This window comes from Nonomuraea sp. NPDC050733, assembly GCF_040654215.1.
Classification (GTDB): Bacteria; Actinomycetota; Actinomycetes; order Streptosporangiales; family Streptosporangiaceae; genus Nonomuraea.
On sequence record NZ_JBFAHO010000020.1, the window covers coordinates 116,452 to 143,342 of the forward strand.

Here is a 26,891-nt window from a genome sequence, read left to right on the forward strand (position 1 = left end):
GTGTGTGTGGTTGGCTGGGCCGATGAACAAGATCGCCTGGATCGTGGGCAGGGGCGCGCTGGTCGGTCTGGGAGTGGGTCTCGCCGTGGCCGTCGTCTTCTACAAGGTGTACGTGCCCAGCCCGGAAGACCCCTCGATCAGCGGCATCCTCCATGGGACCATGCTGGCCTCCTTTCCGCTGGGCGCCGTCCTGGCTTTGGCGGCACGGCTGCCGCGCTGGTGGCTCCTGTGGGCCACCGGCCCGATCGTCGCCTTCATCCTCTGGCTGCCGATGATGGTGCTGTTCGCCATTTTCGGCTTCGACGAGACAGGGGAGGCTCTGAGCTTCGTGCCCGCCGGCGCGCTCGGTTACGCCGCCACGACGTGGGTGGTGAGCACGGTTGCGTCCTGGTGGTCCAAGCTCGCCGTGATCGGCCTGATCGTCACGGTGTACTGGCTCGTCTGGGAGGCCGCCTTGCTGTGGTAGCAGCGGGTACGAGTACAAGGATCACCCGAAGGCGCCCCGAGTGGGCCGGGGCGCCTGGACGGGTCAGGACAGGTCGGCCTCGGCGAGGAGGAGGGGGACGGCGGACGGGTCGCGGAGGAGGGCGGCGACCGCGAGCCGGTCGTTCCACTGCCCCGTCGCCCAGGCCAGCCCGCGCGCCAGCCCCTCGACCCCCGTGCAGTGGACCATGCCCTCGAAGAACCGCCACGTGCACGCCACCCCGTCGACCAGGAGCTTCTCGTGCTCCACGTACGTGGCGGGGGCCGTGGGCAGCAGGGACCGCACCTCGGGCGGCACCGGCCGGGTCTCGCCCTCGGAGGTGACCTCGCCGGTGGCGAGCTCGCCCGCCAGCGGCAGGTCGAGCAGCTCCGACAGCGCCTCGGCCAGGTCGTACGGCGCCAGCACCAACGGGCGCTCCACGACGAGCTGGAGCAGGTCGGGCGCCTCCACCACGACGGCGTCGTCGGCCGCGGCCACCACGATGTCGCCCCGCAGCACCGCCCGCACGTGGGAGGGCGGTGCCACCCGCGTCGGGTCGACCGCCGCCAGGGCCATCCACAGCGCCCTGAGCTGGGCCCGGTCCACCTCGACGGACTCGTCGGCCATCAGGTCGAGCAGCTCCTCCGGGCCGCCGTGGGAGGCGAGCAGCTCGGCCAGCGTGGTGCGCACGCCCAGCATGGACAGCGCGCCATCGTCGAGCCCGGCCGGAGCGTCGGCGTACAGGCCCTGGAGCAGCGGGTCGGCGCCGGGCAGCCGCAGCTCGCGCGGCCGGCGCCCGTCGAGCACCGGGTGGTTGGACAGCCACCACGCCGTGTAGGACGGCACCTCGACGCCCTCGACGCGCAGCGGGTGCAGCGCGGCCCGCAGCGGCGGCCTGGCCAGCAGCGTCAGGGCGGCGGGCCAGTCGGCGACCAGCTCCAGGTCGCGCACCGCCGTGAACTCCGCCACGACGGGCGGCACGTCGAGGTCGGGCAGCAGGTCGATCACGTGGTCGAGCCAGTCGTCCTCGCCGTCGAGGTCGTGGTCGCATTCGTCGGGGTCGAGCAGCACGTCGGAGTCGTGGTCCACGGCGAACCCGTCGAGCACTCCCACGGCGGCCAGCACGCGGGAGCCGTAGGTCTCCACCAGCTCGGCCGCCGCCACGCCCAGGTGGCCGCCGGGCTCGACGAGCCGGGCCAGGGCGCCGTCGGCCAGCATGAGCTCGCCCGCGGCGTACAGCTCGCCGTCGGCGCCGGGCAGCTCCAGCTCGGCCAGCCACGGGGCCTCGCCGGGCGCCAGGCCGGCCGCCTCGACGAGCGACAGCACCGCCCTGGCCACGGGCTCGGAGTCCGGGCTGTCGAGCGACTGGGAGACCGCCTCCTTGGTGAGCGGGTCCTCCAGGACGGTGCGCGGCGTGGCCTCGGCCGCGCCGAGGCGCAGCAGCACCGGGTGAGCGGCCTCGGGATGCACGATGCGCAGCCCGAGCGGGGTGAGGTCCAGCCCCGTCTGCCCGGCCGTGCCCCCGGCTCCCGTGCCGGCTGAGGCGAGGTCGAGGATGAGGATGCCGCGCGGGCCGCGGACCAGGCGGCCGTCGGCCAGCGGCACGGGCAGCGCGCCGAGCGACTCGGGGTCGTCGGCGGGCAGCACGTCGTACAGCGAGCGCCACCACGACGGCTCGCGTCCCTCGACGGCCTCGCCCGACAGCAGGTCGACGACCTCGGCCAGCTCGACGCGGCGCACCCCGAGCGAGGCCATGGCGGGGTGCCGGGCGGGCCAGCCCGCGGGCAGCAGGCCCGGCACGAAGTCGGCGACGGCGGCCAGCAGCTCGCCGGAGCCCGCCACCACGGCCGCCTCGCGGCCCGCGACCACCCAGCCGTCGCCCTGGCGCTCCGGCGCCGGATGCTCGACCCGCCACTCGGCGTCCGGCTCGTACACCTCGGCGTCGGCGAACGACGGCGTCTGCACGGCCGGCGCGGGGGCCGACAGGGCGGGCAGCAGCGGCGTGCCGGGGAGCCTGCGCAGGATGGCGCGGCGGATGCGGGCGTCGAGCTCGCCCTTGCCCATGAGGGCGGGGACGAGGTCGAGCAGCTTGGGCGTGCGCGGCAGCTCCCGCAGCAGCCGGACGTAGGCGTCGGCGGCGCGCTCCACCAGGAAGTCGGTCAGCGGCCCCTTGGCGACGTGGCGCCGGTCGGTGGCCATCGGGAACGACACGATGAGCAGCGCCGGCAGGTCGAGCGGCTCGTCGCTGGGCGTCGGCGCGTGGACCACGGCAGGCACGGTCGCGGGCAGCCGACCCGGCTCCCCGACCCCGGCGCCGCCCTCCGCACCGCCCGTGCCCGCGAGGGAGACGCCCCCCACGCCGCCCGCGCCCGCCGGCGCGGCGCCCTCACGCGTGCCCGTCACCGGGACGGCCCAGCGGACCGACCAGTACGGCCGGGCGCGCTCCTCCGTGGGGCGGTCGCCGAACAGCTCGGCGACCTGCTCGGGCCCGAACTCGCCCGACTCCGACACCACGTGCCACCCGTCGGCGGCCACCGTGCGGACCTGGCCGTCGAGGTCGATCTCGATGGCCGTCAGCGCGGGCATGCCCAGCGGCAGCGCCGGGCTGGTCTCCTCCAGCATGCGCCGCACCGCCGCGACCGCCGCCTCCTCGCGCAGCGGGAGCCGTACGAGCGTGTCGAAGCCCTCCGGCACCTCCAGCGGGGCGGCGGTGAACGGCAGGCGCAGCAGCGGCACGTGGCCGGAGCGCGAGGCCAGCTCCCCGGCGAGCGCCGGCACCTCCGACACCAGCGCGGCCGTCTCCGTCCGCGACCAGCGGACCGCTCCCGTGTCGCGGGAGCCGACGGACGGCTCGTCGCACACCGACACCACCGCGGCGAACCCGACGCCGAACCGGCCCGCCGTGCCCGCCTCGCCCCGCTTGCCGGACACGCGCAGCGTCGACAGGCTCTCCACGCCGGTGGCGTCGAGCGGCGCACCGGTGTTGGCGGCGGTCAGCACGCCGTCGCGCAGGGTCAGCCGCAGCACCCCGGGCACGCCCGCGCGCAGGGCCGCGTCGGCGGCGTTCTGGGCGAGCTCCACGATCAGCCGGTCGCGGTAGCCGCCGAGGGCGAAGTCCTCCTCGGCGTTGGCGTCCTCGCGGAATCGGGCAGGCGAGGCCGTCCAGGCGGCGAGCACGGCGGCCCGCATCCGGTCGGTGCCGAAGGTGTCGGTCATGGATCACGATCCTGATTGGGAGTAGGGGGCCACCGTAGGTTAGCGGCCCTCACCGACACTCCCGGCCCCGTCGGCGATCACGGAACCGGGACCGCCGGACGGGCTCAGGAGTGGCCCAGCTCCTCGGAGGCCAGCTCGTCCACCGACCCCTGCTCGGCCTGGTCCTCCTCGATCAGGTCGTACCCGAGGTCGTCGAGGATCGGGGTGGCCTGCTCGACCGGCGGCGGCATGACCGCCGCCTCGGAGTGGGCGCCGCAGCCGTGGTCGGCGGCCACCACCTTGCCGTCGTCGGGGGCGTACTCATTCGCGCAGACCCCGAACATGTGCCGGAGCCCACCCGTGAGCAGCCAGTAGAAGCCGCAGGTGGAGCACTGCGCGGGAGCGGCGTGTGCGATCGGAGTGTGCGGCCCGTGCTCGCCCGAGTGCCAGCGTCTGGCAGCCCGGTCCTTGCCGCTGGCCGAGAGCACACGTGCCCGGCCCAGGCCGTACTCGAAAACCATCTGATGTTCGACGTCGTCGTCGGTCTCGGTGAAACCCGGCTCCAGCCGGTCGTCGTCCTCCGGGGTCGGCAGCAGGTCGCCCACGCCGAGGTCGCCGGGGCGCAGGCGCTCGCTCCACGGCAGCCACTCGGGCGCGAGCAGGGCGCCCGCGCCGGGCAGCAGGACCGCCTCGCTGACCGTGACCTTCTTCGCGCGGGAGGCGCGGGTGACGGTGACCGCCCAGCGCCAGCCGCGGTAGGCCCGGTCGAGGCAGGCGAAGTAGTGAGTGACGACCCGGTCGCCCTCGGCCTCGTAGCCGAGGTGCTCGCCGGGCTCACCCGGCCGCGCGAGCTCCTCGGCGGCGGAGCGCGCCAGGTCGACCGCGGCGACGCAGGCCTGGTCGGGGGCGGAGACGCGGGTCCGGGTCCGGCTCATCGGACCGCCTCCGCCGAAAGGTGCTGTTCGCTCACACTTCATTCTCACCCATGACCGGACCTGAAGGTGCCGACTGTGCCGATCTCCCCGCACGCTCCTGCCACGGGAAAGGGGAATCCGGTCCCTATTCGTCCCTAGTGCGAAATTCCGCAAAAGATGTCGATAGAGGGCGAAGACCCCGCGGAGGGCCAACGGTGAACCGTGATCGCCCGGCAGCGGGTGTCCATCGGGTAAGACTGGTAACCGTGGAGGGTGGCTGGGACAGGGCGCGGCGGGTCTCGCGGCGCGTCGGCCGCGGGATGGCCGGCGCCGGGCGCGCGACCGCGCGCGCCGGCCGGGCCACCGCCTCCGGCACCGGCAGGGCCGCCAGGGCGACCGGCCGCGGCGTCAGGCTCGCGGGCCTGGCCACCGTCGGCGGGGTGCGCGGGGCCGGGCGCGCCACCCGCCGCCTCACCCACGCGGGCGGGGCGGGCCGCACGGGGCTCGGCCGCCTGATCGAGCTGACCGCGGGCCACAGCGCGGGCGACGCGCTGGTCACGGTGGCGCTGGCCAGCACGGTGTTCTTCGGGGTGCCGGTCGGCGAGGCGCGGGGGCCCGTGGCGCTGTACCTGGTCATCACGATGCTGCCGTTCGCGCTGCTCGCGCCGTTCGTCGGGCCCATCCTCGACCGCTTCCGGTCGGGCCGGCGTTACGTCATGGCCGGCACGCTGTTCGGGCGCGGCCTGCTGTGCTTCGCGATGGCCGCCGCCGTGGGGCCGGGCGACGTGGTGACGCTGTTCGGCGGGGCGCTCGGGGTGCTCGTGCTGTCCAAGGCGTACAACGTGTCACGCGCGGCGATCATGCCGAGCGTGCTGCCCGCCGACATCACGCTGGTGTCGGCCAACGCCCGGGTCGCGCTGTTCTCGCTGGTCTCGGCGGGCGCGCTGGTGCCCGTCGGCGCGGGCCTGTCCGCCTGGCTGGGCAGCGCCGCGGTGCTGCGCGTGGCCATGGTGGTGTTCCTCCTCGCGGGTGTCTCGGCCGTACGGCTGCCGCGGCACGTCGACTCGCCCGACCTGGAGGAGGTGGAGGACGAAGGCGGCGAGCCGGGCCGCGCGCCGAAGTGGCGCACGCTGCTCCAGGTGGGCCCGGCCGTGGCCGAGTCGGTCTGGGCGAACGTGGCGATCCGGCTGTTCTCCGGCTTCCTGCTGTTCTTCCTGCTCTTCCTCGTGCAGGACGGCGGCGTGCCGTGGCTGGGCGGGCGGGACCCGTTCTTCGACGTGCCGAAGACGATCGCGCTGCTCGCGGCGGCGGCCGGGCTCGGCGGCCTGCTCGGCGCGGTCGCCGCCAACTGGGCGCGACGGCACTCGCCCCAGGTGATCGTGCTCATCACGCTGGCCGTCACCTGCGTCACCACGATCGTGAGCGCCGTCCTGTTCGGCCTGTGGACCGCCGTGGCGATCTCGCTGGTCACCGCGTTCGCCCAGGAGCTGGGCAAGCTGGCCCTCGACGCGATCGTGCAGCGGGAGATCGGCGAGGAGGTGCGCTCGTCCACGTTCGGGGTGGTCGAGGCGCTGCTCCAGCTCGCGTGGGTGTTCGGCGGCCTGGTCGGGCTGCTGCTCTCCCTGACGGAGAGCAGCGTGGCGGGGCTCGCGACGCTGGGCGCCGTGCTGACCGCCACACTCGGCTGGCTGGCCGTACGACGGAGCCGCCGGCTACGGGCGGTGGACGAACGGATCAGCGCCGGGACGGGCGCCGCCGCCGACCCGGAGACGGGCGAACAGCCCGGCGCCGAGCCTCATCGGCGGCCCGGTCGCTCCGGGCACGCCGACCTGGACACCACCCTGGAGCGCACCAAGCCCCTGACCAACCCCAACGCCTGACGCGGCTCAGTCGTCGAGGTCGTCGGCCACCGCCCGCAGCACCTGCGCGAGCTTCTTGGCGTGGGCCGCGTCGGGGTGCTTGCCCCGCTGGTACGAGGTCGAGACGCCGTCGAGCAGCTTGATCAGGTCCTCGACGATGACGACCATCTCGTCCGGCTTCTTCCGCTTGCCCTTGGGCTTGGCCTTGGCGAGCGTGGGCGGCTGTTCGAGGATCCTGACCGAGAGCGCCTGCTGGCCGCGCCGCCCCTCCGCCACGCCGAACTCCACCTTCTGGCCGGGCTTGAGCGGCCCGGCGCCGGCGGGCAGTGCGGAGGAATGCACGAACACCTCACCGCCGTCGTCACGGGTGAGGAAGCCGAACCCCTTGTCGGCGTCGTACCACTTGACCTTGCCACTCGGCACAGGAGGGACCTCGTTCGAACTGTCGTAAAGGATGAATGGATGTAGGTTATGCCCCCGAGCGCGCCAGGGCGACCGGGTAATTCATGGAGCAATTACACGAGTTCGTCCTGGGGTCGCCAGCCCGCGAACCAGGCGGCGAATTCGGTCAGGTCTCCCAGCGCCACATCGGCTCCGTGATCACGCAGCTCCTCCACCGTGTAGGGACCCGTCGCGACCGTCACGCTGACGGCCCCGCCCGCCCGCGCGGCCTCGATGTCGGCGACATGGTCACCAACATAGGCGGCGGCGCCGAAGCGCGCGAGAGCCGTTCCCTTGGCGGCCCCGAACACCGACCCCACGACCTCGTCCACCTCGAACCCGAGCGAGGTGACCGTGCGCACCGCGTCATGGACGTTCTTGCCGGTCACGACGATGACCCGGCCCCCGCGGGCCCGCACGGCCTCGATCGCCTCCACCGCCCCGTCCATGGTGGTCGTCATGGGAACGGCCACCTCCGGATAGATCTCCCTGAACAGCGTCACCACGGCCGGGATCTCCTCCGCCGGGAACCAGTTCGCCAGCTCCGTCTCCAGGGGCGGCCCGAGCCGGGTGACGATGGCGTCGCTGTCGATCGGCACGCCGAGCCGCGCCGACACCTCGTCGTAGACGGCCGCGATACCGGAACGCGTATCCGCCAATGTCAGATCCAGATCGAAACCCACCGAAGTCATCACACGCTGCAGGATGCCAAACGCCGCGGAGTTCCCCACAACCGCCCTTGTTGTGCGACGGTGGGGAATGGGCGGAAACGCCATTGACTTATCGGGCGACAACCGCTTACGAGCGCCTGGAGAAGCCGCCGTCCGGACCGGACCGCCCGCGACCGGCCGTGATGACCACACTCCTCACCGCGACTACGCTCCTTACCGCGACTACGCTCCTTACCGCGAACAACTCGCGAACTACGCTCCTCACCGGAGGTGTCACCGAGGACATGACCAGATCGCCAGCCGCCTCGGCCGGGAGCGGACCCGCCAGGACCGGGACACCCCCCGCCGTGAGCACGCGCGAGCGGATCATCGACGAGGCCCTGCGCCTGTTCGCCGAGCGCGGCTACGCCGCCACGTCGGTGGCAGAGATCGAGGCCGCCTCGGGGCTCTCCCCCGGCGCGGGCGGGCTGTACCGCCACTTCAGGTCCAAGTACGAGGTGCTCGCCGCGGCGATCAACGAGCACGCCGCGCGCACCCGCACCCAGGTGGCCGAGAGCCTGGCGGTGCTGGGCGACATGGAGGGGTCCGTCGACCTGGAGGCGCGGCTGTCGCGGCTGTGCCGCGCCGGGCTGGCCAAGGTGCGCGAGGAGTCGGAGCTGACCCGGGTCTTCTTCCGCGACCTCAGCCAGTTCCCCGAGCTGGTGGCGGTCGTGCGTGAGGGGCTGCTGCAGCCGATGTTCGACGCCATCACCACGTGGTTCCGCACGCAGCCGGAGTACGGCGAGGCGGACGTCGACTGGAGCGGCGTCGCGGCCGTGCTCGGCGGCGCCGTGGTCCACTACCGGATGTTCCAGGAGACGGTGGGCGACGCGCCGGGGCACACCGACAAGGAGCAGTTCGTCGCGGCCTGGGTGTGCCTGGCCATGGGCCTCGTCCCAGGTCCCGCGATCCGCCGCTGAGCGCCCGCGGGGCCCCGGCGCCCCGATCAGGGGGACATACCATGGCATCGATGGAGTTCACGGAGTGGATCAGGGCCCGCAGCGACGAGCAGCTGCGGGCGCTCGTGTCCGCGCGTCCCGAGCTGATCACCCCGGTTCCCGCTCATCTGGAGGGCCTCGCCGCGCGGGCCGGCAGTCCCTCGGCCATCGGCAGGGCCCTCGACCGCCTCGACCGCTTCACCCTGGCCGTCGTCGAGACGCTGGCCGTACAGGACGGGCCGGTGCCGAAGGAGGCGCTGCGCGACCTGCTCGGCCGCGCGCTGGCCGCCGGCAGGCCCGAGCCGGCGCTGAGCGTCGCGCTCGACCGGCTGCGCGACCTCGCCCTCGTGTACGGCCCCGACGGCGCGCTCGACCTGGCCCCCGGCGTGCGCAAGGCGCTCGACGACCCGGCCGGCCTGGGACCGCCCGTCACCGAGGTCTTCCGGCACCACCCGCCCGAGCAGCTCGGCGAGCTGGCCGACGACATCGCCCCCGGCACCACCGGCACGGGCAAGGACCGGCTGGCCGTGGCTCTCGCCGAGCCGGGCAAGCTCGTCGAGGAGGTCTCCGGCGAGGCCCGTGCGGCGCTCGACCAGCTCGCCTGGGGCCCGGCGACGGGCCGGGTGCCCAACGCCCGCCGCGAGGTGCGCGTCGGGTCGGCCCGCTCCCCCATCGAGGAGCTGCTGGCCCGCGGGCTGCTGGCCGCCACCGGCGAGGAGAGCGTGACGCTGCCCCGCGAGGTGGGCCTGCACCTGCGCGGCGGCCGGATCCACCGCGACCTGCTCGCCACGCCCCCCGCCCTGGAGGGGACGGCACGCGACCAGGAGCTGGCCGACCGCACCGCGGCCGGGCAGGCGTTCACGTTCGTCCGGGTGGTCGAGGAGCTGTGCGAGCGCTGGAGCGTCGGGCCGCCTGGCGTGCTGCGCACCGGCGGGCTCGGCGTACGCGACATGAAGCGCACCGCGACCGAGCTGGACGTGCCCGAGTGGACGGCGGCGCTGGCGGTGGAGGTGGCGCACGCGGCGGGGCTCGTCGCCACCGGCGGCGGCGTGGACGGCGAATGGCTGCCGACCACCGGCTACGACCTGTGGCGGGTGCGGCCGACGGCCGACCGGTGGGTCACGCTCGCGCTCACCTGGCTGCACATGGACCGCCTGCCCGGCCTGGTCGGTGAGCGGGACGAGCGGGACCGGCCGCTCAACGCCCTCCATCCCGACCTGCGCAGGACGGCCGCGCCGGTGGTGCGGGCGGCGGCGCTCGGTGTGCTCGCCACGGCGCCCGGCCTGGCCCCCACGCGGGAGTCGGTGCTCGACCGGCTGGCGTGGGAGCAGCCGCGCCGCCGGGGGCCGCTGCGGGAGCAGCTCGTCGAGTTCACGCTGCGCGAGGCCGAGCAGATCGGCGTGACCGGTCTCGGCGTGCTGTCCGCCCATGGGCGCGCCCTGCTGTCCGGCTCGCCGAAAAGCGCCACGGTGGACAGGGCTGTGGACCGGACTGCGGACAGGGCTGCGGACAGGACGGGGGCCAGGAAGGCCGACAAGGCGGTTGCCGATCCGGCCGCCGTGCTCGCGCCGCTGCTGCCCGAGCCCGTGGACCACGTCCTCCTCCAGGCCGACCTCACCGCCGTCGCGCCCGGCCCGCTGACCAGCGAGCTCAACCGCTGGATGACGCTCGCCGCCGACGTCGAGTCCAAGGGCGGCGCGACCGTCTACCGGTTCAGCGACGCCTCCGTCCGGCGCGCGCTGGACGCCGGACAGGGCGCCGACGAGCTGCTGGCGGCCCTGGAGCGCCACTCCGCCACTCCGGTGCCGCAGGCGCTGTCGTACCTGGTCGCCGACGTGGCGCGGCGCCACGGCCGCATCCGGGTGGGCACGGCCAGCGCGTACGTCCGGTGCGACGACCCGGCTCTGCTCGACCAGATCACCGCCGACCGCCGCTCCGCGTCGCTGCGGCTGCGCCGGCTCGCGCCGACGGTCATCGCCTCGCGCACCTCCCGGGCCGCGCTGGTCGACTCCCTGCGCGCCATGGGGTACGCGCCCGTCGCCGAGTCGCTGGACGGCGACGTCATCGTCTCCCGGCTCGACGGCCGGCGCAGCGAGGGCCCGGCGCAGGCCCGTCCCGTGCCCACCGCCAACGGCCTCGACCCCGAGGTGGCGGGGGCGGCCGTCCGCGCGCTGCGGGCCGGCGACGCCGCGCACCTCTCCCGCCGCGAGCCGGTCGCCGCGCCGGGCGGCACGGTCCCGCGCGGCCCGGCGACGACCACCATCTCCGCCCTCCAGGACGCCATCAAGCAGGGAGTCCGCGTATGGATCGGCTACCTCGACTCGCAGGGCAACGCCACGTCCCGCATCCTCGAACCCGCGCGGATGGAGGGCGGCTACCTGACGGCGTACGACGAGACCAGGGCGGCCGTGCACCGCTTCGCCCTGCACCGCATCACCGGAGTCGCCGGCCTGTCCTGACAACCCTTGACTCCGGATGATGATCGCGCGAGGTTGGAGACCGTGAGTGTGCGAAAGACCGCGCCCCCGGCCGGGCGAGGCGAGGAGGCGCCGTGGGTGAGCTGACGCTGGGCCGGCTGGCCGAGGAGGCGTGGAACAGGTTCGACGACCACGACGCGGTCCACTACGACGGCGTCTGGCACCGCGGTCACGCGCTGGCCGAGCGGGCGCGGCGGGTCTGCGGCGGGTTCGTCGAGGCGGGCATCAGGCCGGGCGACCGGGTCGCCGTGATGATGGCCAACTCGCCGGACGTGGCGGTGATCTACCAGGCGCTGTGGGCGGCGGGCGCCGTCGTGACGCCCGTGGTGTCGCTGGTGGGCGCCGGCGAGCTGCGGCACATCCTGACCGACAGCGGCGCCTCCGCCATCGTGACCTCCCCTGAGCTGCTGGCCATCGTGGAGGAGGCCGGCGTCGGCGTCCGCACGTTCCTCGACACCTCCGAGCTGCGGGAGGCGGACGAGCACGGGCCGGTGCCGCGCGAGCCCGGCGACCTGGCCGCGCTCATGTACACGGGCGGCACCACCGGCAAGGCCAAGGGCGTCATGCTCAGCCATCGCGGCCTCTGGCAGGTGGCCAGGGACGCCTACGAGATGTCCCACCAGGACGGCCTGGACCGGGCGATCGTGCCGGTGCCGCTCTCCCACGCGTACGGGCTGATCGTCACCGTCGCCGGGATGCACGCGACGACGCCGCAGCAGGCGGTGCTGATGCGCTCGTTCGACCCCAAGGCGTTCCTGTCGCTGGCCGCCGAGCAGCGCGTCCAGTACGGCACGGTCGTGCCTACGATGCTGCACATGCTGCTGGCGGAGCCGCTGGAGTCGCATCCGCTGCCCGACCTCAAGTTCCTCACCTGCGGGGCGGCCCCGCTGGGGCGCGACGTGCTGGCGGAGTTCGAGCGCCGGATGCCGGGCACCCAGATCCTGGAGGGCTACGGGCTGACCGAGACCAGCGCGGTCACCACGTTCAACCCGCCGGGCCGGCGGCGGGCGGGCAGCGTCGGCCTGCCGCTGGCCGGCTACGAGCTCGCGATCCGCGACTCCTCCGGTGAGGAGGTCGAGTGCGGCGACGTGGGCGAGATCTGCGTGCGCGGCGAGTCGCTGATGCTGGGCTACTGGGGAGAGCACGCGCACGATCCGGACGGCACCGCGCTGGCCGGCGGGGAGCTGCGCACGGGCGACATCGGCTGCGTCGACGACGACGGCTACCTCTACGTCGTGGACCGGAAGAAGGACCTGATCATCCGGGGCGGGTTCAACGTCTTCCCGCGGGACGTGGAGGACGCGCTGAACGAGCACCCCGAGGTGGTCATGTCCGGCGTGGTCGGCCGTCCCGACCCGCGCATGGGGGAGGAGGTCGTGGCGTTCGTGCAGCTCATGCCGGACGCCACGGTGACGGCCGCCGAGCTGATCGCGTGGGCGCGGCAGCGGGTGGGACGGGTCAAGTACCCGCGCGAGGTGGTCTTCGTGGACTCGGTCCCGGTGACGAGCGTGCTCAAGCTGGACCGCAAGGCCCTGCGCGCCCGCCTTCCCTGATCGCGTTCCCCGGTGGTCCGACCGACATGTCGTGATAGATGTTGACCTCCCAGGAGGTCAACATGAGCTACCCGAATCCGCCGGGAGACGGGCCGTACGAGCAGCACCCGCCGTACGAGCCGTACGAGCCGTACGGCGGCCCCTACGGACAGCAGCCCCCGCCCGGCTACGGCCCGGGCCCGTACTACGGCCCGCCGCCGCCCCGGGGCGGCGGGGTGAACGCCACCGCCCTCGTCGCGCTCATCCTGAACCTCCTGTCGATCGTCTCCTGCTGCAACATCCTCGCCATCCCCGGCTCGATCCTGGCCGGGCTCGCGCTGCGCGCCGACACCCCGCCGGACCGTGCCCGCGGCCTGGTCGCGTGGAGCTGGACCCTGTTCGGGCTGGGCTTCGCGCTCACCGTCGGCGTGTTCGTCCTCCTCGGCACCAACGGCTACCTGGACGACTGACCGGCGGTTTTCGCCGTTCGGGGACTGTTCCGGGCTCCGTATGTGTTGGATAGGCGTCAACCGGAGGAAGGATGTCCGTGAACGACGGCCCGCTCATCGTCCAGTCGGACAAGACTCTGCTGCTCGAAGTCGACCATGCCAAGGCCGACGAGTGCCGCAAGGCCATCGCGCCGTTCGCCGAGCTCGAACGCGCGCCCGAACACGTGCACACCTACCGCGTCACCCCGCTCGCGCTGTGGAACGCCCGGGCCGCGGGCCACGACGCCGAGCAGGTGATCGACGCCCTCATCAGCCACAGCCGCTACCCCGTCCCCCACGCGCTGCTGGTCGACGTCGCGGAGACCATGGCCAGGTACGGCCGGCTCCGCCTGGAGAAGGACCCGGTCCACGGCCTGGTCCTGACCTCCAGCGACCGGGCCGTGCTGGAGGAGGTGCTGCGCTCCAAGAAGATCCAGCCGATGCTGGGCGAGCGGCTCGGCGCCGACTCGGTGGCCGTCCATCCGAGCGACCGCGGCAACGTCAAGCAGGCGCTGCTCAAGCTCGGCTGGCCGGCCGAGGATCTGGCCGGCTACGTGGACGGCGAGCACCACCCGATCGACCTGGCGCAGGACGGCTGGAACCTGCGGACCTACCAGCAGGAGGCGGCCGACGCGTTCTGGCACGGCGGCTCCGGCGTGGTGGTGCTGCCCTGCGGCGCGGGCAAGACGATCGTCGGCGCGGCGGCCATGGCCCACGCCCGCGCCACGACGCTGATCCTGGTCACCAACACGGTGAGCGCCCACCAGTGGAAGCAGGAGCTGATCAAGCGCACCTCGCTCACCGAGGACGAGATCGGCGAGTACTCCGGCTCGAAGAAGGAGATCCGGCCGGTCACCATCGCCACCTACCAGGTGATGACGACCCGCCGGAAGGGCGTCTACAGCCACCTGGAGCTGTTCGACGCCCGCGACTGGGGCCTGATCGTCTACGACGAGGTCCACCTGCTGCCCGCGCCGATCTTCCGGATGACCGCCGACCTCCAGGCCCGCCGCCGCATCGGCCTGACCGCGACGCTCGTGCGCGAGGACGGCCGCGAGGGCGACGTCTTCTCGCTGATCGGGCCGAAGCGCTACGACGCGCCGTGGAAGGAGATGGAGAACCAGGGCTGGATCGCCCCGGCCGACTGCGTCGAGGTGCGGGTGACGCTCTCCGACGAGGAGCGGCTGGCGTACGCGATGGCCGAGTCGGAGGAGCGCTACCGCTTCTGCGCCACGACGCCGTCCAAGACGCGGGTCACCGAGGCGCTGGTCCGCCGTCACCTGGGCGAGCAGGTGCTGGTCATCGGCCAGTACATCGACCAGCTCGACGAGCTGGGCGAGCACCTCAACGCACCGGTCATCAAGGGCGAGACCAGGATCAAGGAGCGCGAGCGCCTCTACCAGGCGTTCCGCGACAAGGAGATCCAGGTGCTGGTGGTTTCCAAGGTGGCCAACTTCTCGATCGACCTGCCGGAGGCGGCGGTGGCGATCCAGGTGTCGGGCACGTTCGGCTCGCGTCAGGAGGAGGCGCAGCGGCTCGGCCGGGTGCTGCGGCCCAAGGCGGACGGCGGCGGGGCGCGGTTCTACACGGTGGTCAGCCGCGACACGGTCGACCAGGAGTTCGCGGCGCACCGCCAGAGGTTCCTGGCCGAGCAGGGGTACGCGTACCAGATCATCGACGCGGACGACGTGCTGGGCGGGGTGTGAGGCTCGCCGGCCTCACCGGCTTCACCGGCCTCACTGGCTGATGACCCGGCCGCTGCGCGGCCGGGCACCGGTGTCCGTCACGTCCACGAGACTCCGCGGGCCGTCGACAATCGAACCACCCCCCTCTGCGTGCGATCCGCCGCCGTAACCGAACCGCTGGCGACATACCCCCATGATCCGGCAAACCCACCTGGTATGCCCCAATTTCTAGGTTTTGCCAGGTTTCTTCCAGGTTGATTACCCGGCCAGCAGGCCGCCCAGGAACAGCACTCCCTCGGCGGCGATCCAGGCCGCCACACCCGCCCCCATGAACCAGGTGAACGCGCGCGGATCACGCCTGGTCGTCGGGATCAGCCACGCCCCGGCCGTGCAGCACGCCGCCAGGACCGCGAACAGTCCCGACACCGTCGAGACCGCGTCCAGCCGCTGCGTGCAGGCCTCGGGCCGGCTGCCCGAGCAGAACGCCTCCGTGCCCCAACCGGCGAACACCGACAATCCCCACAACGCGGCCAGCAGGAAGCTGGCGATGGTCGGGATGATCGGCGAGCAGCGAAGCTGGACGCGTCCCACGCCCTGTGCCTACCCCGGGTAAATGCATTGGAAGCATGCCGGGGCCCCTACTACACTGTCCGGCTCGCTACCTTGCATGACCACCACCACCGCCGACACTCCTCAGGGAGGCGCTTCCGCATGCCCGCACACCAGCTGGCCCCCGACATACCCGACGCCCCCGCCGACGTGCTCGCCGCCGAGCAGGCCCACCTGGCCGAGTCCCGGACGGCGCTGCGCGCGATGCGCACCCATGCCCAGTCCCTGTCGGCCGACGCGGCCGGCGACTGGGTCTCCCAGCAGATCCTCCAGGGCCTGCTCGACCAGCGGGTGGCCGCCCTGGCCGACCACCCCGACACTCCGTTGTTCTTCGGCCGCCTCGACCGCGCCGGCGGCGACGACCTGCCCTCCACCATCTACGTCGGCCGCCGCCACGTCCACGACGGCACCAGCCGCCCCCTCGTCATCGACTGGCGGGCGCCGGTGTCCCGCGCGTTCTACCAGGCCAGCCCCGCCGAGCCCATGGGCGTCGTACGGCGGCGCCGCTTCGGCTACCACGGCGGCGCGCTCACCGCGTACGAGGACGAGCCGCTGGCCGAGGGCGGTGAGATCGGGCCGTCCCGGATCCTCACCGAGGAGATCGAGCGCCCGCGCACCGGCCCGATGCGCGACATCGTCGCCACCATCCAGCCCGACCAGGACGAGATCGTCCGCTCCACGCTGACCCAGACCGTGTGCGTCCAGGGGGCGCCCGGCACCGGGAAGACGGCCGTGGGCCTGCACCGGGCCGCCTACCTGCTGTTCACCCACCGCGAGCGGCTGGCCCGGTCCGGCGTGATGATCGTCGGGCCGAACCGCGCGTTCCTGTCCTACATCTCCTCCGTGCTGCCCGCGCTCGGCGAGGTCAAGGTGGACCAGACGACGGTCGCCGGGCTGCTCGGCGAGCACGCCACCCCCGAGGACCCCGAGGTGGCGGCGCTCAAGGGCGACGCGCGCATGGCCAAGGTCCTCCACCGCGCCCTGTGGCTGCACGTCGTCAAGCCGGAGGAGGGCGTGGTCTTCACCAAGGGCGCCTACCGCTTCCGGGTGGCCGACCACGAGGTCAGCGAGATCGTCGCCTCCCTGCGCGGCACGACCCGCTACGCGCCCGGCCGGGCCGCGCTGGCGCAGCGCCTCGCGCACCAGGTGCTGGTCCGCATGGAGCAGCGGGGGGAGTCGCCCGACGACCGGGTGCAGGACGCCGTGGCCCGCTCCAAGCCGGTGCGGCAGCTCGTCGACGCGGTCTGGCCCAAGCTGACGCCCGAACAGGTGCTCTTCCGGCTGCTGTCCGACCCGGAGTTCCTGGCCCGCGCCGCCAAGGCCGACCTGTCGCCCGAGGAGCAGCAGCGGCTGCTCTGGCCCAAGCCGTACCGGGGATGGAAGTCGGCGAAGTGGTCGGCGGCCGACGCCGCGCTGCTCGACGAGCTCGCCGACCTCATGGAGCGCACGCCGTCGCTCGGCCACCTGGTCGTGGACGAGGCCCAGGACCTGTCGGAGATGCAGCTGCGCGCGCTCGGCCGCCGCTGCCGCAACGGCTCGGCCACCGTCCTCGGCGACCTGGCCCAGGGCACCACGCCCTGGTCTGCCACCACGTGGGAGGCCGTGCTGACCCACCTCGGGCAGGAGGGCGAGGTCACGGAGCTGACCCTCGGCTTCCGCGTGCCGCGCGAGGTGCTCGACTACGCCGCGCGCCTGCTGCCCTCCATCGCGCCCGGCCTGGCCGCGCCCCGCTCGCTGCGTCCCGGCGCGGGCTCCCTGAGCGTACGGGAGGGCGGCGAGGTCGTCACGGCCGTCCGTGAGGCGCTCGGCCGCGAGGGGTCGATCGGCCTCATCGCGCCGGACGCCCTGGTGGCCGAGGTGGCGGGAGCGCTGGCGGAAGCCGGCCTCGCCCACGCCGTCCTCGGGCCCGACTCGACCGAGGAGCACCGGCTGCTCGTGGTGCCGGCGACGCTGGCCAAGGGTCTGGAGTACGACCACGTGATCGTGGTGGAGCCGGCCGACATCGTGGAGGCGGAGCCACGGGGGCTGGCCCGGCTGTACGTGGTGCTGACCCGCGCGGTCACCTCGCTGACGGTCGTCCACAGCAAGCCGCTGCCGGCGCAGCTCACAGCCTGACGCCGGCCCCGCTCGGGTCGTCGCCGACCGGGTCGGCCCTGACCGGGTCGTTCCCGATCGGGTCATTCCCGGCCGGGTCGTTCCCGATCGGGTCGTTCCCGATCGAGCGGAGCAGCCGGTCCGGGACGACGAGGTCCGCGCGGTCCCGGGTGGTGGCGATCAGATCGGCGTTGCGCTGGTCGGTCCCCATCACCCAGGCCACGGCCGCCTCCGGCTCCTTGCCGAACCGCGTGTGGCGGGAGACGAGCCGGCGCACCCGCTCCGTCGAGTCGAGCGCGCAGTACCACACCTCGTCCAGGCCGGGCCGCACCCGCGCCCAGTCGCCCTCGTCGAGCAGCAGGTAGTTGCCCTCGGTGATGACGAGCCGGGCGGCCCGGGGCACCGGGATGCTCCCCGCGACCGGCTGCTCCAGGTTCCGCTCGAACGCCGGCGCGTAGACCACCTCGTCCTCGTCCTCACGCAGCCGGCGCAGCAGCGCCGCGTAACCGGCCGCGTCGAACGTGTCGGGAGCGCCCTTGCGGTCGCGCCGGCCGAGCCGGTCGAGCTCCACGTCGGCCAGGTGGAAACCGTCCATCGGCACGTGCGCCACCCACTCGGGCGGCCGGCCGGGGGGCGGAGCCTGCCGCAGCGCGGCCACCAGGTGCTCCGCGAGCGTCGACTTGCCCGCCCCGGGGCCGCCGGTGATGCCGAGCAGCGCGCGTCCGCCGCCCCGGACCAGGGAGCGGGCCCGGTCCGCCAGGTCGTCGAGGGTCATCGGGCGCGGCTCGCGTGGAGCTGGCCGCCGATGAACGCGCGGGCGTGGCGGGCCAGGTCCTCGCCGTCCGTCCACAGGTTGCGCCAGATGGCCAGGTCGTTGGACAGGCCGCGTATCACGACCGCCGAGGAGAACGACTCGAACGTGATCGGCCCCTGGTAGCCGATGTCGCCCAGCGCGTGGAAGAACGCGGTGAAGTCGATGTGCCCGGATCCGAGGTAGCCGCGGTGGTTCTCACCCACATGGACGTAACCTAGCCGGTCCCCGACCTCGTGGACGGGCCGGACGAGATCCTCCTCCTCGATGTTCATGTGGTACGTGTCGAGGTGGATGAGCACGTTGTCCTCGCCGATGTCGTCGGCCAGGCGGAGCGCGTCGCGGGCGGTGTTGACCACGTTGGTCTCGTACCGGTTGCAGATCTCCAGCCCGAGCGTCATGTCGTCCTCGGCGGCCTCCTGGGCCAGGCGGCGCAGCACCGACACCACGTTGCGGCGGCCCGCCTCGGTCAGCGGGTGGCCGTACTTGCCGAGCGCGCTGTAGAGGGCGCCGGTGAAGTGGGTGCCGCCGAGGCCGCGCGTGACGGCGAGGGAGTCGTGCAGCAGCTTCTCGCCGCGTTCGACCACGGCGAGGTCGTCGCTGGAGACGTCGGCGTCGAAGGCGAGACCGCGCGAGCAGGCCACGCCCAGACCGGCCGAGCGCAGCGACTCGCGCGCCGCCGCGACGTCGAGGTTCGCCGAGTCGTGCAGGGAGATCTCCAGCAGGTCGAACCCGGCGGCCTTCGTCTTGCCGATGGCGAGGTCCAGCGAGGCGGGACTCGTGTCGCCGACCCACACCAGAGCGTGGACGCCGATCGGGTTGGCCGGGTTGTCGGTGGCCATCGAGCATGCCTTCTTTCGTTCGGTGGAGGTTCTCAGGAGCCGATCGCGCCGGTGACCAGGCCGACGATCTCCTCGCCGGTGGTCTCGGCGGTGCGCCGGCCGCCCACGCAGCGGCCGGCGCGCATGACCCACACCTGCTCGCTGAGCCGCATGACCTGGGCGAAGTTGTGACTGATGATCAGCACGGCGTGTCCCTCGTCGCGCAGCCGGAAGACGAGCTCCTCGACGCGGGCCGTCTCCTGGACGCCGAGCGCCGCCGTGGGCTCGTCCATGATGACGAGCTTGGAGCTGAAGCCGGCGGCCCGGCAGATGGCGACGGCCTGGCGCTGCCCGCCGGACAGGCGCCGGACGCGCGAACCGACGGCCGGCACGTTGACGGCGAGGGCCGAGACCATCTCGCGGGCCCGGGACTGCATGGCCCGCCGGTCGAGCACGGCGACGGGGCCGAGTCTGCGGACGAGCTCGCGGTTGAGGAACAGGTTCTGCCACACCGTGAGGTCCTCGACGAGGGCCAGGTTCTGGTGGACGGTCTCGATCCCCGCCTCGCGGGCGTCCTCCGGCGAGTGGAAGTCCGTCAGGCGGTCGTCGAAGGTGATGCTTCCGCTGTCCGGCCGGTGGATGCCGGAGATGCAGCGGACCAGCGTCGACTTGCCCGCGCCGTTGTCGCCGACGAGCGCGGTGATCTCGCCGGGCCGCAGCGTGAGCGAGACGTCGACGAGGGCCCGGACGTTGCCGAAGGACAGCGACACGTCCTCGCAGGACAGGAGCACGCCGGGCTGGGACTGGCCGTTCTGGACCCGGCCGTTCTGCTGCTGGTCGGTCATTTCTGGAACCTCATGAGGAGCGCGGCCAGCACCACGACGATGCCGACGGCGAGCGGCTGGTAGAACTGCGAGACGCCGAGCAGGGTGAGCCCGTTGACCAGGGCGATCAGCAGCAGGGCACCGAAGATCGGCCCGATGATGGTGCCCCGGCCGCCGAAGAGGCTGACCCCGCCGAGCACCACCGCGGCCACCGAGTTGAGCAGGAAGGCCGTGTTGGCGGCGGGCTCGGCCGCGCCGATCCGGCCGACCAGCAGGATCGCGCCCAGCCCGGCGAGCAGGCCGCTGATCAGATAGACGGCGATCTTGATGCGGGCGGTGCTGATGCCCATGGCCGTCGCCGACTCGGGCGAGCCGCCGGTGGCGAGCAGGTGGGTGCCGAAGCGGCTGTGGAAGAGCACCACGTGCGCCACCACGGCGACCACCAGCGCGATGACGAACGACCAGCCGAAGATCCCGATGCCGCTCGTGGACAGGCGCAGGAGCAGCGGGTCGATGACGGTCACCGGCTTGCCGTCGGACAGGATCAGGGCGAGCCCGGAGGCCGCCGAGAGCATGCCGAGGGTCACGATGAAGTCCGCGATCCTCCCCCAGGCGACGATGATCCCGTTGACGGCGCCGGCCACCGCCGCGGCGACCACGGCCAGCAGCGACGCCATCCCGATCCCCAGCCCGGCCACGTATGCCTGGCCGAAGACGACCGCGCCGAGCGTCATCACGGAGGCGATCGACAGGTCGATGCCCGCGGTGGCGATCACGAACGTCTGCCCCACCGCCAGGATGATGAGGATGGCCGCGGCCACCAGCATCGAGGCGATGTTGCCGGGGCTGAGGAACGTCGGGTTGAGCGCCTGAAAGACGATCACCAGGACGATCAGCCCGACGAGGGCGGCCCATTCCGCCCAGAAGCCGGCGTCCTTCAGCCGGTGCGACCAGTTCTGTCCTTCACCGGCCCTCAGCGTGGTGGTGTTGGTCATGGAGGTCTCTCCTCGTCTTCCGGGCGTGACGCCCCGGAAGGGTGGTGCTACTTGGTGAGAGCCTTGAACGGATCGTTGTACGGTCCGAACGGCTTGGGCGTGGACGCGAGCGCCTGCGCGGCATTGTCCTTGGTGACGAGCTCCACCGGGGCCGCGACGCCGGGCGGCAGCGTCTTGCCGCTCACCGCGGCCTGGCACGCCTCGACGCCCATCATCCCGATGGCGTACGGGTACTGGGCGACGGTGCCGTCCAGCGTGCCCGCCTTGACCGCCTCCAGCGCGTCCTTGATGCCGTCGACGCTGATGACCTTGACCTTGCCGGTCTTGCCCGCGTCGGCGATGGCGCGGGACACGCCGAGCCCCATGTCGTCGTTGGCGACGAAGAAGCCCGCCAGGTCCGGGTGCGCCCGCAGCACGTTGGTGGCGGCGGTGAGGGCGGTCTGCCGGTCCCAGTCGGCGGCGACGGTCTGCACCATCTTGAGGTTCGGGCCGATGCCCTGCTGGAAGCCCTCGATGCGGGCGCCGCTGGTCACGTCGCCGGCGATGCCGCCGATGGCCGCGACCGGGCCGCCGGAGGGCAGCAGCTCGGTCATCCGCTGCCCGGCCATCCTGCCGGCCGCCCTGTTGTCGGTGCCGACGTACGTGGCGAGCTTGACGTTCGCGCTCTTGGCCGCCGTCGGGTCGACGGGACTGTCGATGTTGACGATGGGCTTGTTGAGCGCCGAGAGCTTGGCGAGGCCCTGGATGAGGTTGGTGCCGGAGATCGGGTTGACGATGTAGCAGGAGAAGTCCTGGCCGGCCAGGCCGTTGAGCTTGTCCGCCTGCCCGGTGGTGTCGGTGACGGCGTTGGCGGCCTGCACGGTGACGGACACGCCGGCGGTGTGGGCCTGGTCGTCGATGCCCTGCTTCATCGTCTGGAAGAACGGGTTGTCCAGGCCCTTGATGACAGCGGCCATGTCCTGTGGGGCGGCTCCGGCCGCGCCCCCCGTGGCGCCGGCCACGGTCCGGGTGACCGGCTCGGCGGGCCCGCCGGAGCCGCACGATCCCAGTACGAGCGCGCCGGCGGCCGCGATCGCACCGACGGCCGCCACGCGACGACCTCTGGCGTTGGCATACATCGGTTGTCCCTTTCGGCGTAGATGTTCCGACCGTAATTCCCGCTTCTAACGCCTGACAACCCTTCTTTCGACTTTTTCTGACGAAACATGCTTGACTTACGAGCAGTCACCGTCATAGCTACAGTGGTGCTATGACGACCACAGGCCCCATCACACCGAGGATGGGGGTGAGCAGCGGCGAGATCCTCAGCCTGTTCCGCGACGAGCCCGACGGGCTGACCAAGGCCGACGTGGTGCGCCTGACCGGCCTCTCCCGCACCACGGTCAACCAGCGCCTCGACGGGCTGCTCGCCGCCGGCCTGCTGGTGCCGGGCCCGGAGGAGGCGAGGACGCGCGGCCGCCCGGCCGGCCAGTTCGTGGTCGACCGCGAGCGCGGCGTGCTGCTCGTCGCCGACATCGGAGCCACCGCGCTGCGGGCCGCCGTGTGCGACCTCGGCGGCAACGTCCGCATCGAGCGGGAGGCCCGCGCCGACGTCACCTCGGGCCCGCAGACCATTCTCACGATCGTCGACAAGCTGTTCGCCGAGGTCCTGGACGACGCGGGCCAGACGCCCGACGCGGTGCTCGGCATCGGGCTCGACGTGCCGGGGCCGGTCGACTTCACGTCCGGACGGGTGATCAGCCCGCCGATCATGACCGGCTGGGACCGCTTCGACATCCCCGGCTGGTTCGCCGAGCAGTACTCCTGCCCCGTACTCGTCGACAAGGACGTCAACGCCATGGCGTACGGCGAGCAGCGCCTGCGCTACCCCGACGTCCCGCACCTCCTCATGATCAAGATCGGCACGGGCGTGGGCACCGGCCTGATCGCGGGCGGGCAGGTGCACCGGGGCGCCGACGGGGCGGCCGGCGACGTCGGCCACATCCACGTCACGGTCGACGACGTGAGCGAGCCGCCCGTGTGCCGGTGCGGCAACACCGGCTGCCTGGAGGCGTACGCCGGCGGCTGGGCCCTGGTGCGCGACCTGCGGGAGCAGGGCCGGGAGGTCGCCACCGTGGACGACGCCGTGCGCCTGATCCGCGGCGGCGACCCGGCCGCGGTGCGGCTCGCCCGGCGGGCCGCCCGCATCCTCGGCGGCGCCATCGCCGACATGGTCAACCTGTTCAACCCGCGGGTCATCGCGGTCTGCGGCCAGCTCGCCCACACCGACGAGCAGCTCTTCGCCGGCATCCGGGAGATCGTCTACCGGCGGTCGCTGCCGCTCGCCACGCGCAACCTGCAGATCGTCCGCAGCGGCCTCGACCCGCGCGCGGGGGTGCTCGGGCTCGCCCAGCTCCTGGTGGACGGCATCTACTCGCCCGAGCGGGTGCAGGAGCTGGTGGACCGCGCCACGACCTGACCGGGGCCCGCGGCGGTGATCGGGGGCAGGACGGGCGCTTCTAGGATGTCTGGAGAGACCTCTCAAGGCCGCCAAGCAAGGAGGACACCGTGCCCGCACCTCTGCCGCACGAACACCTGCCGTCGGTCCCCGCGCTCCAGGTGCGCAGCGACGACATCACCGACGGCGAAAGGCTGGGAGACCTCCACGTCTTCAACGACTGGGGCATGACCGGCCAGAACCTGTCGCCCGCGCTGAGCTGGTCCGGCGCGCCGGAGGGGACGCGCAGCTACGCCGTCACCTGCTACGACCCGGACGCGCCGACGGGCAGCGGCTTCTGGCACTGGGTGCTGTTCGACATCCCGGCCTCGGTCACGGAGCTGCCCACGGGCGCCGGCACGGGCCCGGAGTTCAAGGGCCTGCCGCAGGGCGCCAGGCACGCCCGCAACGACTACGGCACCAAGGAGTACGGCGGCGCGGCTCCCCCGCCCGGCGACCCGCACCGCTACGTCTACACGGTTCACGCGCTGAGCGTGGACAGCCTGGAGGTGGGCGAGGACGCCAGCCCGGCGGTGGTCGGCTTCAACATCACCGCCAACACGCTCGCCCGCGGCCACGTCGTTCCCCACTACGGCGTCTGACCGCCCTTCACGGCCAAGCCTGCAAGACCACCGTCTCGTACGACGAAGCCCGACAAGCGCTCTCGTACGGCGAAGCCCGGCAGGCCGCCATCTTTTACCGGCAAACCTTCAAGACCACCATCCAGTACGGCGAAGCCCAGCAGGCCACCACCCGCCGACCGTGGCCGAGGGCCTCCAGGAAGACGGCCTCTGACCCGCACGTGGCGAGGCGCCGCAACGGCGCCTCGCCGGCCACGTCCGTGGCGCGCCCGGCCCGCTCGACCAACGGCTCAGACCCACCCCCACGGAGGATTCCGCCCCATGACAGCCACGGCCACGCGCTTTCTCTACCTCGCCCGGCACGGAGAGGCTTCGCCGGACGAGAGCGAGCTGACGGTGGCCGGCCGTCGCCAGGCGGTGCTGCTGGGCGAGCGACTGCGCGACGTGCCGCTCGCGGCCGTCCACCACGGGCCGCTGCCCCGGGCGGCGCAGACCGCGAAGCTGGTCGGTGAGCGGCTGGACGGGGTGCCCGTCCGGGTGGCGGAGGAGGCCGGCGACTACGTCCCCCACGTGCCGGAGAAGGATGGGCTGCCGCCGGAAGCGGTCGATCGGGTGCTCGGCTTCCTGGCTGAGGTCACCGACGAGGAGCGCGCGCACGGCGCGGCGCTGGCACGGGCGGCGATCCACCGGTTCACCGGTCCGGTCGCGGGGGACGAACCCCGCCACGAGCTGGTCGTGACCCACGCCTTCCTGATCGGCTGGCTCGTGCGGGCCGCGCTCGACGCCCCCGAGTGGCGCTGGTTCGGCCTCAACCACTGCAACGCGGCGCTGACGCTCATCAGGTACACGCCCGGCAGGCCGGCATCGGTGCTGTTCTTCAACGACACCGCGCACCTGCCGGAGGAGCTCCGCTGGACCGGCTTCCCTCCCGAGTTGCGCCCCTGAGCGACGCCCCTCGCCCCGCCCGGGTGGAGCCGTTCGCCGCTCCCCCGCGCCGCGGAGACCGGGCTCGACGTCATGCGCGGCCCCCCTTCCTTCCCGGCAGCCGGTAATGATCGGCGTTTTCGCTACATAGAGGGAGATGTCCGTACCTGCTGCCGGCAAAGGAAGCCTGTCATGGGAACCGCCCGTGCATGACACACGGACGGCCAGATTCGAGGCCGTCTACAAAGCGACATATGGCCAGATCACGGCCTACGCCGCGCGCCGCTGCGACTCGCCGCAGGACGCGGCGGACGTGGTGGCCGACACCTTCACCGTCGCCTGGCGGCGCGTGGACGAGCTGCCCGAAGGCGAGCAGGCCACGCTGTGGCTGTTCGGCGTGGCGCGCAAGGTCCTGGCCAACCACCGCCGGGTCGACGGCCGCCGTACCGGCCGCCTCCAGGCCGGCGACGGCCGGCCCGCCCACCCGCGCCAGGCGCGCAACCCCCAGCTCGACGCCGAGATGGCCGACCTGTACGGGGAGCGGCCCGACAGCGGGGTCGAGCTGGCCCCGATCGCCCAGGCGTTCCGGAGCCTGCCCGACGACGACCGCGAGCTGCTGTCGCTGGTCGCCTGGGAGGGCCTGAGCCGGGAGGAGATCGCCACGGTGCTCGGCCTGACCCGCAACGCCGTACGCGTCCGGCTCCACCGCGCCCGCAAGCGCTTCGCCCGCGCGCTCGCGGAGGCGGACCTCCCCATCACGACGACGAGCCGGCTCCTCCCGGCGGAGAGGCCATGGTGAAGGACATGACCAAGGACATGACGCGGGGCAGGGACCAGATCGACACCCTGACAGAGGCGCTGGCCCGGGTCGAGCCGGGTGCGCCCGGGGCCGACCCGTCCGGCGCGGGGGCCCGGACGCTGCTGGCCTCCATCCTCGCGGGCCCCGCCGCGGAGGACCCGCTCGTAGAGGACCTGACCGCGGAAGACGCGCTCGCAGAGAATCCGGTCGCGGGGGCTCCTGCCGCGGGGCGCTCGGTCGCGTGGCGCTCACCGCTGCGCGGGGGACGGCGCGGGCTCGGACGGCTGGCCGCCGGGCTCGCCGTCGCGGCGGCCCTGGCCGGAGGCATCGTCGTCGGCCCCAGCCTGCTGGAGGACGGCCGCGGCGTGACGGCCTCCTACGCCGTCACCAAGGACGAGCGCGGGATCGTCACCATCCAGGTCCGGGACTTCGGCGACGCTGACGGGCTGAGGAAGCGGCTGAAGGAGCTCGGCGTCCCCGCCATCGTGGACTACGTGCCCGAGGGGAAGCGGTGCAGGGAGCCGCGCGCGGAACACGTGCAGGACATTCCCGCCGGCCTCTACTCCTGGCCCGCGAACATCCCGGGCGAGAAGGACGGCTGGCAGATGCGCATCGACACCCGGCTGTTCCGGCCCGGCGAGACCTTCGTCTGGATGATCACCTCGAACGCCGGAGGAGGGAGCAGCACCAGGACCATCCTCATGAAAGACCCGGTGGGGCGGTGCGAGCTGGTTCCTGACGACAGGCCGAAGGAGGTCGACACGCAGGGAGCCCGCCTGGCGACCACGAAGGGCCGCCTCCTCGGCGGCTACCGGGTCGACGAGAAGACCGTCCGCGAGGTGATGCCGGAGATCAGGAGACGCGGCCTGAAGGCCGTCTTCCTCGTCATGCAGATCGCGCCGGGCAATCCGGGCGGCTTCGGCGAGGGCCCGGAGCTGAAGACCTCCCCCGGCGACGACTGGGTGGTGTGGGAGGCGGAGGAGGCCGGCAAGCGGACGGTCCGCCTGCTCGTCACGGACAGACGTTACGACCGCAACCCCGTCTACGGCGGCCCCCGCGACGCCGTCGTCAAGGACTGAAACCCCTGAACACGCTAGGGCGACCCGTCCCCGGAGGGACAGGTCGCCCTGGTGGTGCGTGAGGGTACTGCGAGAAGGACTTAGAAGTCCATGTCGCCGCCGCCGGGCATACCGGCGGGAGCGGCGGGGTTCTTCTCGGGCTTCTCGGCGATGACGGCCTCGGTGGTGAGGAAGAG

At 73.0% G+C, this 26,891-nt stretch carries 23 protein-coding genes; 13 read left to right on the plus strand and 10 right to left on the minus strand.

All coding sequences use genetic code 11. From position 1 onward, the window contains the following. The first annotated feature begins 22 nt into the window (after window positions 1-22). Window positions 23-466: a hypothetical protein gene (locus AB0H64_RS27445; protein ID WP_357629946.1), complete on the plus strand. Its 444-nt coding sequence runs from the start codon at window positions 23-25 to the stop codon at window positions 464-466. A gap of 63 nt (window positions 467-529) precedes the next feature. Here AB0H64_RS27445 and AB0H64_RS27450 read toward each other — a convergent pair whose 3' ends face one another. Both AB0H64_RS27450 and AB0H64_RS27455 read right to left on the minus strand, forming a co-directional pair. Beyond that, window positions 530-3,679 (minus strand): hypothetical protein, encoded by a 3,150-nt coding sequence (locus AB0H64_RS27450; protein WP_357629949.1) that lies wholly within the window; start codon window positions 3,677-3,679, stop codon window positions 530-532. A 104-nt stretch (window positions 3,680-3,783) separates the two neighbouring features. Continuing rightward, window positions 3,784-4,593 (minus strand): DUF3027 domain-containing protein, encoded by an 810-nt coding sequence (locus AB0H64_RS27455; RefSeq protein WP_357629950.1) that lies wholly within the window; start codon window positions 4,591-4,593, stop codon window positions 3,784-3,786. Window positions 4,594-4,838: 245 nt separating this feature from the next. Between AB0H64_RS27455 and AB0H64_RS27460 the strand changes: the two genes are divergently transcribed. After that, window positions 4,839-6,452: an MFS transporter gene (locus AB0H64_RS27460; protein WP_357629952.1), complete on the plus strand. Its 1,614-nt coding sequence runs from the start codon at window positions 4,839-4,841 to the stop codon at window positions 6,450-6,452. A 6-nt stretch (window positions 6,453-6,458) separates the two neighbouring features. Here the strand turns inward: AB0H64_RS27460 and AB0H64_RS27465 are convergent, their stop codons facing one another. Next, window positions 6,459-6,854, minus strand: a complete 396-nt coding sequence (locus tag AB0H64_RS27465) for a cold-shock protein (RefSeq protein ID WP_310716281.1) — start codon at window positions 6,852-6,854, stop codon at window positions 6,459-6,461. A gap of 92 nt (window positions 6,855-6,946) precedes the next feature. Further along, window positions 6,947-7,564 carry an HAD family hydrolase gene (locus AB0H64_RS27470; RefSeq protein WP_357629999.1) on the minus strand — a complete coding sequence of 206 codons (618 nt, stop codon included), beginning with the start codon at window positions 7,562-7,564 and terminating at the stop codon, window positions 6,947-6,949. A 263-nt stretch (window positions 7,565-7,827) separates the two neighbouring features. Here AB0H64_RS27470 and AB0H64_RS27475 point away from each other — a divergent pair, with 263 nt between their 5' ends. From AB0H64_RS27475 to AB0H64_RS27495, 5 genes are all read left to right on the plus strand, one after another. Then, entirely contained in the window at window positions 7,828-8,502 is a 675-nt protein-coding gene (locus AB0H64_RS27475) for a helix-turn-helix domain-containing protein (protein ID WP_357629954.1), read from the plus strand. 50 nt (window positions 8,503-8,552) lie between these two features. Next, a complete protein-coding gene (locus tag AB0H64_RS27480) occupies window positions 8,553-10,979 on the plus strand; it encodes a helicase-associated domain-containing protein (RefSeq protein ID WP_357629957.1) in 2,427 nt (808 codons plus the stop codon). A 92-nt stretch (window positions 10,980-11,071) separates the two neighbouring features. Next, window positions 11,072-12,550 carry an AMP-binding protein gene (locus AB0H64_RS27485; RefSeq protein WP_357629959.1) on the plus strand — a complete coding sequence of 493 codons (1,479 nt, stop codon included), beginning with the start codon at window positions 11,072-11,074 and terminating at the stop codon, window positions 12,548-12,550. A gap of 62 nt (window positions 12,551-12,612) precedes the next feature. Further along, entirely contained in the window at window positions 12,613-12,999 is a 387-nt protein-coding gene (locus AB0H64_RS27490) for a hypothetical protein (RefSeq protein WP_357629961.1), read from the plus strand. 71 nt (window positions 13,000-13,070) lie between these two features. Further along, a complete protein-coding gene (locus AB0H64_RS27495) occupies window positions 13,071-14,723 on the plus strand; it encodes a DNA repair helicase XPB (protein WP_357629963.1) in 1,653 nt (550 codons plus the stop codon). Between the two features lie 237 nt (window positions 14,724-14,960). On the opposite strand, the gene AB0H64_RS27500 is transcribed toward AB0H64_RS27495, so the two are convergent. Next, entirely contained in the window at window positions 14,961-15,293 is a 333-nt protein-coding gene (locus tag AB0H64_RS27500) for a hypothetical protein (protein ID WP_357629965.1), read from the minus strand. A 120-nt stretch (window positions 15,294-15,413) separates the two neighbouring features. On the opposite strand from AB0H64_RS27500, the gene AB0H64_RS27505 reads away from it, so the two are divergent. Further along, complete coding sequence (locus AB0H64_RS27505) at window positions 15,414-17,426, plus strand: AAA family ATPase (protein ID WP_357629968.1); 2,013 nt, start codon at window positions 15,414-15,416, stop codon at window positions 17,424-17,426. On the opposite strand, the gene AB0H64_RS27510 is transcribed toward AB0H64_RS27505, so the two are convergent. Genes AB0H64_RS27510 through AB0H64_RS27530 form a run of 5 tightly spaced genes read right to left on the minus strand, consistent with a single transcriptional unit; the run spans window position 17,416 to window position 21,947 of the window. Beyond that, window positions 17,416-18,180 carry a nucleoside/nucleotide kinase family protein gene (locus AB0H64_RS27510; RefSeq protein WP_357629969.1) on the minus strand — a complete coding sequence of 255 codons (765 nt, stop codon included), beginning with the start codon at window positions 18,178-18,180 and terminating at the stop codon, window positions 17,416-17,418. The genes AB0H64_RS27505 and AB0H64_RS27510 overlap by 11 nt on opposite strands. Further along, entirely contained in the window at window positions 18,177-19,058 is an 882-nt protein-coding gene (locus tag AB0H64_RS27515; RefSeq protein WP_357629971.1) for a sugar phosphate isomerase/epimerase, read from the minus strand. The genes AB0H64_RS27510 and AB0H64_RS27515 overlap by 4 nt, the downstream gene beginning before the upstream one ends. A gap of 32 nt (window positions 19,059-19,090) precedes the next feature. Beyond that, the gene (locus tag AB0H64_RS27520; protein ID WP_357629974.1) at window positions 19,091-19,882 is read right to left on the minus strand and encodes an ATP-binding cassette domain-containing protein; all 792 of its coding nucleotides are present in this window, start codon (window positions 19,880-19,882) and stop codon (window positions 19,091-19,093) included. Further along, window positions 19,879-20,856 carry an ABC transporter permease gene (locus AB0H64_RS27525; protein ID WP_357629976.1) on the minus strand — a complete coding sequence of 326 codons (978 nt, stop codon included), beginning with the start codon at window positions 20,854-20,856 and terminating at the stop codon, window positions 19,879-19,881. The genes AB0H64_RS27520 and AB0H64_RS27525 overlap by 4 nt, the downstream gene beginning before the upstream one ends. Before the next feature lie 47 nt (window positions 20,857-20,903). Next, complete coding sequence (locus AB0H64_RS27530) at window positions 20,904-21,947, minus strand: substrate-binding domain-containing protein (RefSeq protein WP_357629978.1); 1,044 nt, start codon at window positions 21,945-21,947, stop codon at window positions 20,904-20,906. Between the two features lie 158 nt (window positions 21,948-22,105). Here AB0H64_RS27530 and AB0H64_RS27535 point away from each other — a divergent pair, with 158 nt between their 5' ends. The 5 genes from AB0H64_RS27535 (at window position 22,106) to AB0H64_RS27555 (ending at window position 26,715) form a co-directional block, all read left to right on the plus strand. Next, on the plus strand, window positions 22,106-23,314 hold the full coding sequence (locus AB0H64_RS27535) for an ROK family protein (protein ID WP_357629981.1): 1,209 nt from the start codon (window positions 22,106-22,108) through the stop codon (window positions 23,312-23,314). Between the two features lie 89 nt (window positions 23,315-23,403). Continuing rightward, window positions 23,404-23,934 (plus strand): YbhB/YbcL family Raf kinase inhibitor-like protein, encoded by a 531-nt coding sequence (locus AB0H64_RS27540; protein ID WP_357629983.1) that lies wholly within the window; start codon window positions 23,404-23,406, stop codon window positions 23,932-23,934. A 300-nt stretch (window positions 23,935-24,234) separates the two neighbouring features. Continuing rightward, window positions 24,235-24,858, plus strand: coding sequence for a histidine phosphatase family protein (locus tag AB0H64_RS27545; protein WP_357629984.1), 624 nt, complete (start codon window positions 24,235-24,237; stop codon window positions 24,856-24,858). Window positions 24,859-25,042: 184 nt separating this feature from the next. Beyond that, a complete protein-coding gene (locus AB0H64_RS27550; RefSeq protein ID WP_357629987.1) occupies window positions 25,043-25,636 on the plus strand; it encodes a sigma-70 family RNA polymerase sigma factor in 594 nt (197 codons plus the stop codon). A 5-nt stretch (window positions 25,637-25,641) separates the two neighbouring features. Continuing rightward, window positions 25,642-26,715 carry a hypothetical protein gene (locus AB0H64_RS27555; protein WP_357629990.1) on the plus strand — a complete coding sequence of 358 codons (1,074 nt, stop codon included), beginning with the start codon at window positions 25,642-25,644 and terminating at the stop codon, window positions 26,713-26,715. The last annotated feature ends 176 nt before the right edge of the window (window positions 26,716-26,891 follow it).

Bases quoted from the DNA above. Each gene is read 5' to 3' on its own strand.
- AB0H64_RS27445 (WP_357629946.1), top strand. From the start codon at position 23: ATGAACAAGATCGCCTGGATCGTGGGCAGGGGCGCGCTGGTCGGTCTG.
- AB0H64_RS27450 (WP_357629949.1), bottom strand. From the start codon at position 3,679: ATGACCGACACCTTCGGCACCGACCGGATGCGGGCCGCCGTGCTCGCC.
- AB0H64_RS27455 (WP_357629950.1), bottom strand. From the start codon at position 4,593: ATGAGCCGGACCCGGACCCGCGTCTCCGCCCCCGACCAGGCCTGCGTC.
- AB0H64_RS27470 (WP_357629999.1), bottom strand. From the start codon at position 7,564: ATGACTTCGGTGGGTTTCGATCTGGATCTGACATTGGCGGATACGCGT.
- AB0H64_RS27475 (WP_357629954.1), top strand. From the start codon at position 7,828: ATGACCAGATCGCCAGCCGCCTCGGCCGGGAGCGGACCCGCCAGGACC.
- AB0H64_RS27480 (WP_357629957.1), top strand. From the start codon at position 8,553: ATGGAGTTCACGGAGTGGATCAGGGCCCGCAGCGACGAGCAGCTGCGG.
- AB0H64_RS27490 (WP_357629961.1), top strand. From the start codon at position 12,613: ATGAGCTACCCGAATCCGCCGGGAGACGGGCCGTACGAGCAGCACCCG.
- AB0H64_RS27495 (WP_357629963.1), top strand. From the start codon at position 13,071: ATGTCCGTGAACGACGGCCCGCTCATCGTCCAGTCGGACAAGACTCTG.
- AB0H64_RS27505 (WP_357629968.1), top strand. From the start codon at position 15,414: ATGCCCGCACACCAGCTGGCCCCCGACATACCCGACGCCCCCGCCGAC.
- AB0H64_RS27510 (WP_357629969.1), bottom strand. From the start codon at position 18,180: ATGACCCTCGACGACCTGGCGGACCGGGCCCGCTCCCTGGTCCGGGGC.
- AB0H64_RS27515 (WP_357629971.1), bottom strand. From the start codon at position 19,058: ATGGCCACCGACAACCCGGCCAACCCGATCGGCGTCCACGCTCTGGTG.
- AB0H64_RS27520 (WP_357629974.1), bottom strand. From the start codon at position 19,882: ATGACCGACCAGCAGCAGAACGGCCGGGTCCAGAACGGCCAGTCCCAG.
- AB0H64_RS27525 (WP_357629976.1), bottom strand. From the start codon at position 20,856: ATGACCAACACCACCACGCTGAGGGCCGGTGAAGGACAGAACTGGTCG.
- AB0H64_RS27535 (WP_357629981.1), top strand. From the start codon at position 22,106: ATGACGACCACAGGCCCCATCACACCGAGGATGGGGGTGAGCAGCGGC.
- AB0H64_RS27545 (WP_357629984.1), top strand. From the start codon at position 24,235: ATGACAGCCACGGCCACGCGCTTTCTCTACCTCGCCCGGCACGGAGAG.
- AB0H64_RS27555 (WP_357629990.1), top strand. From the start codon at position 25,642: ATGACCAAGGACATGACGCGGGGCAGGGACCAGATCGACACCCTGACA.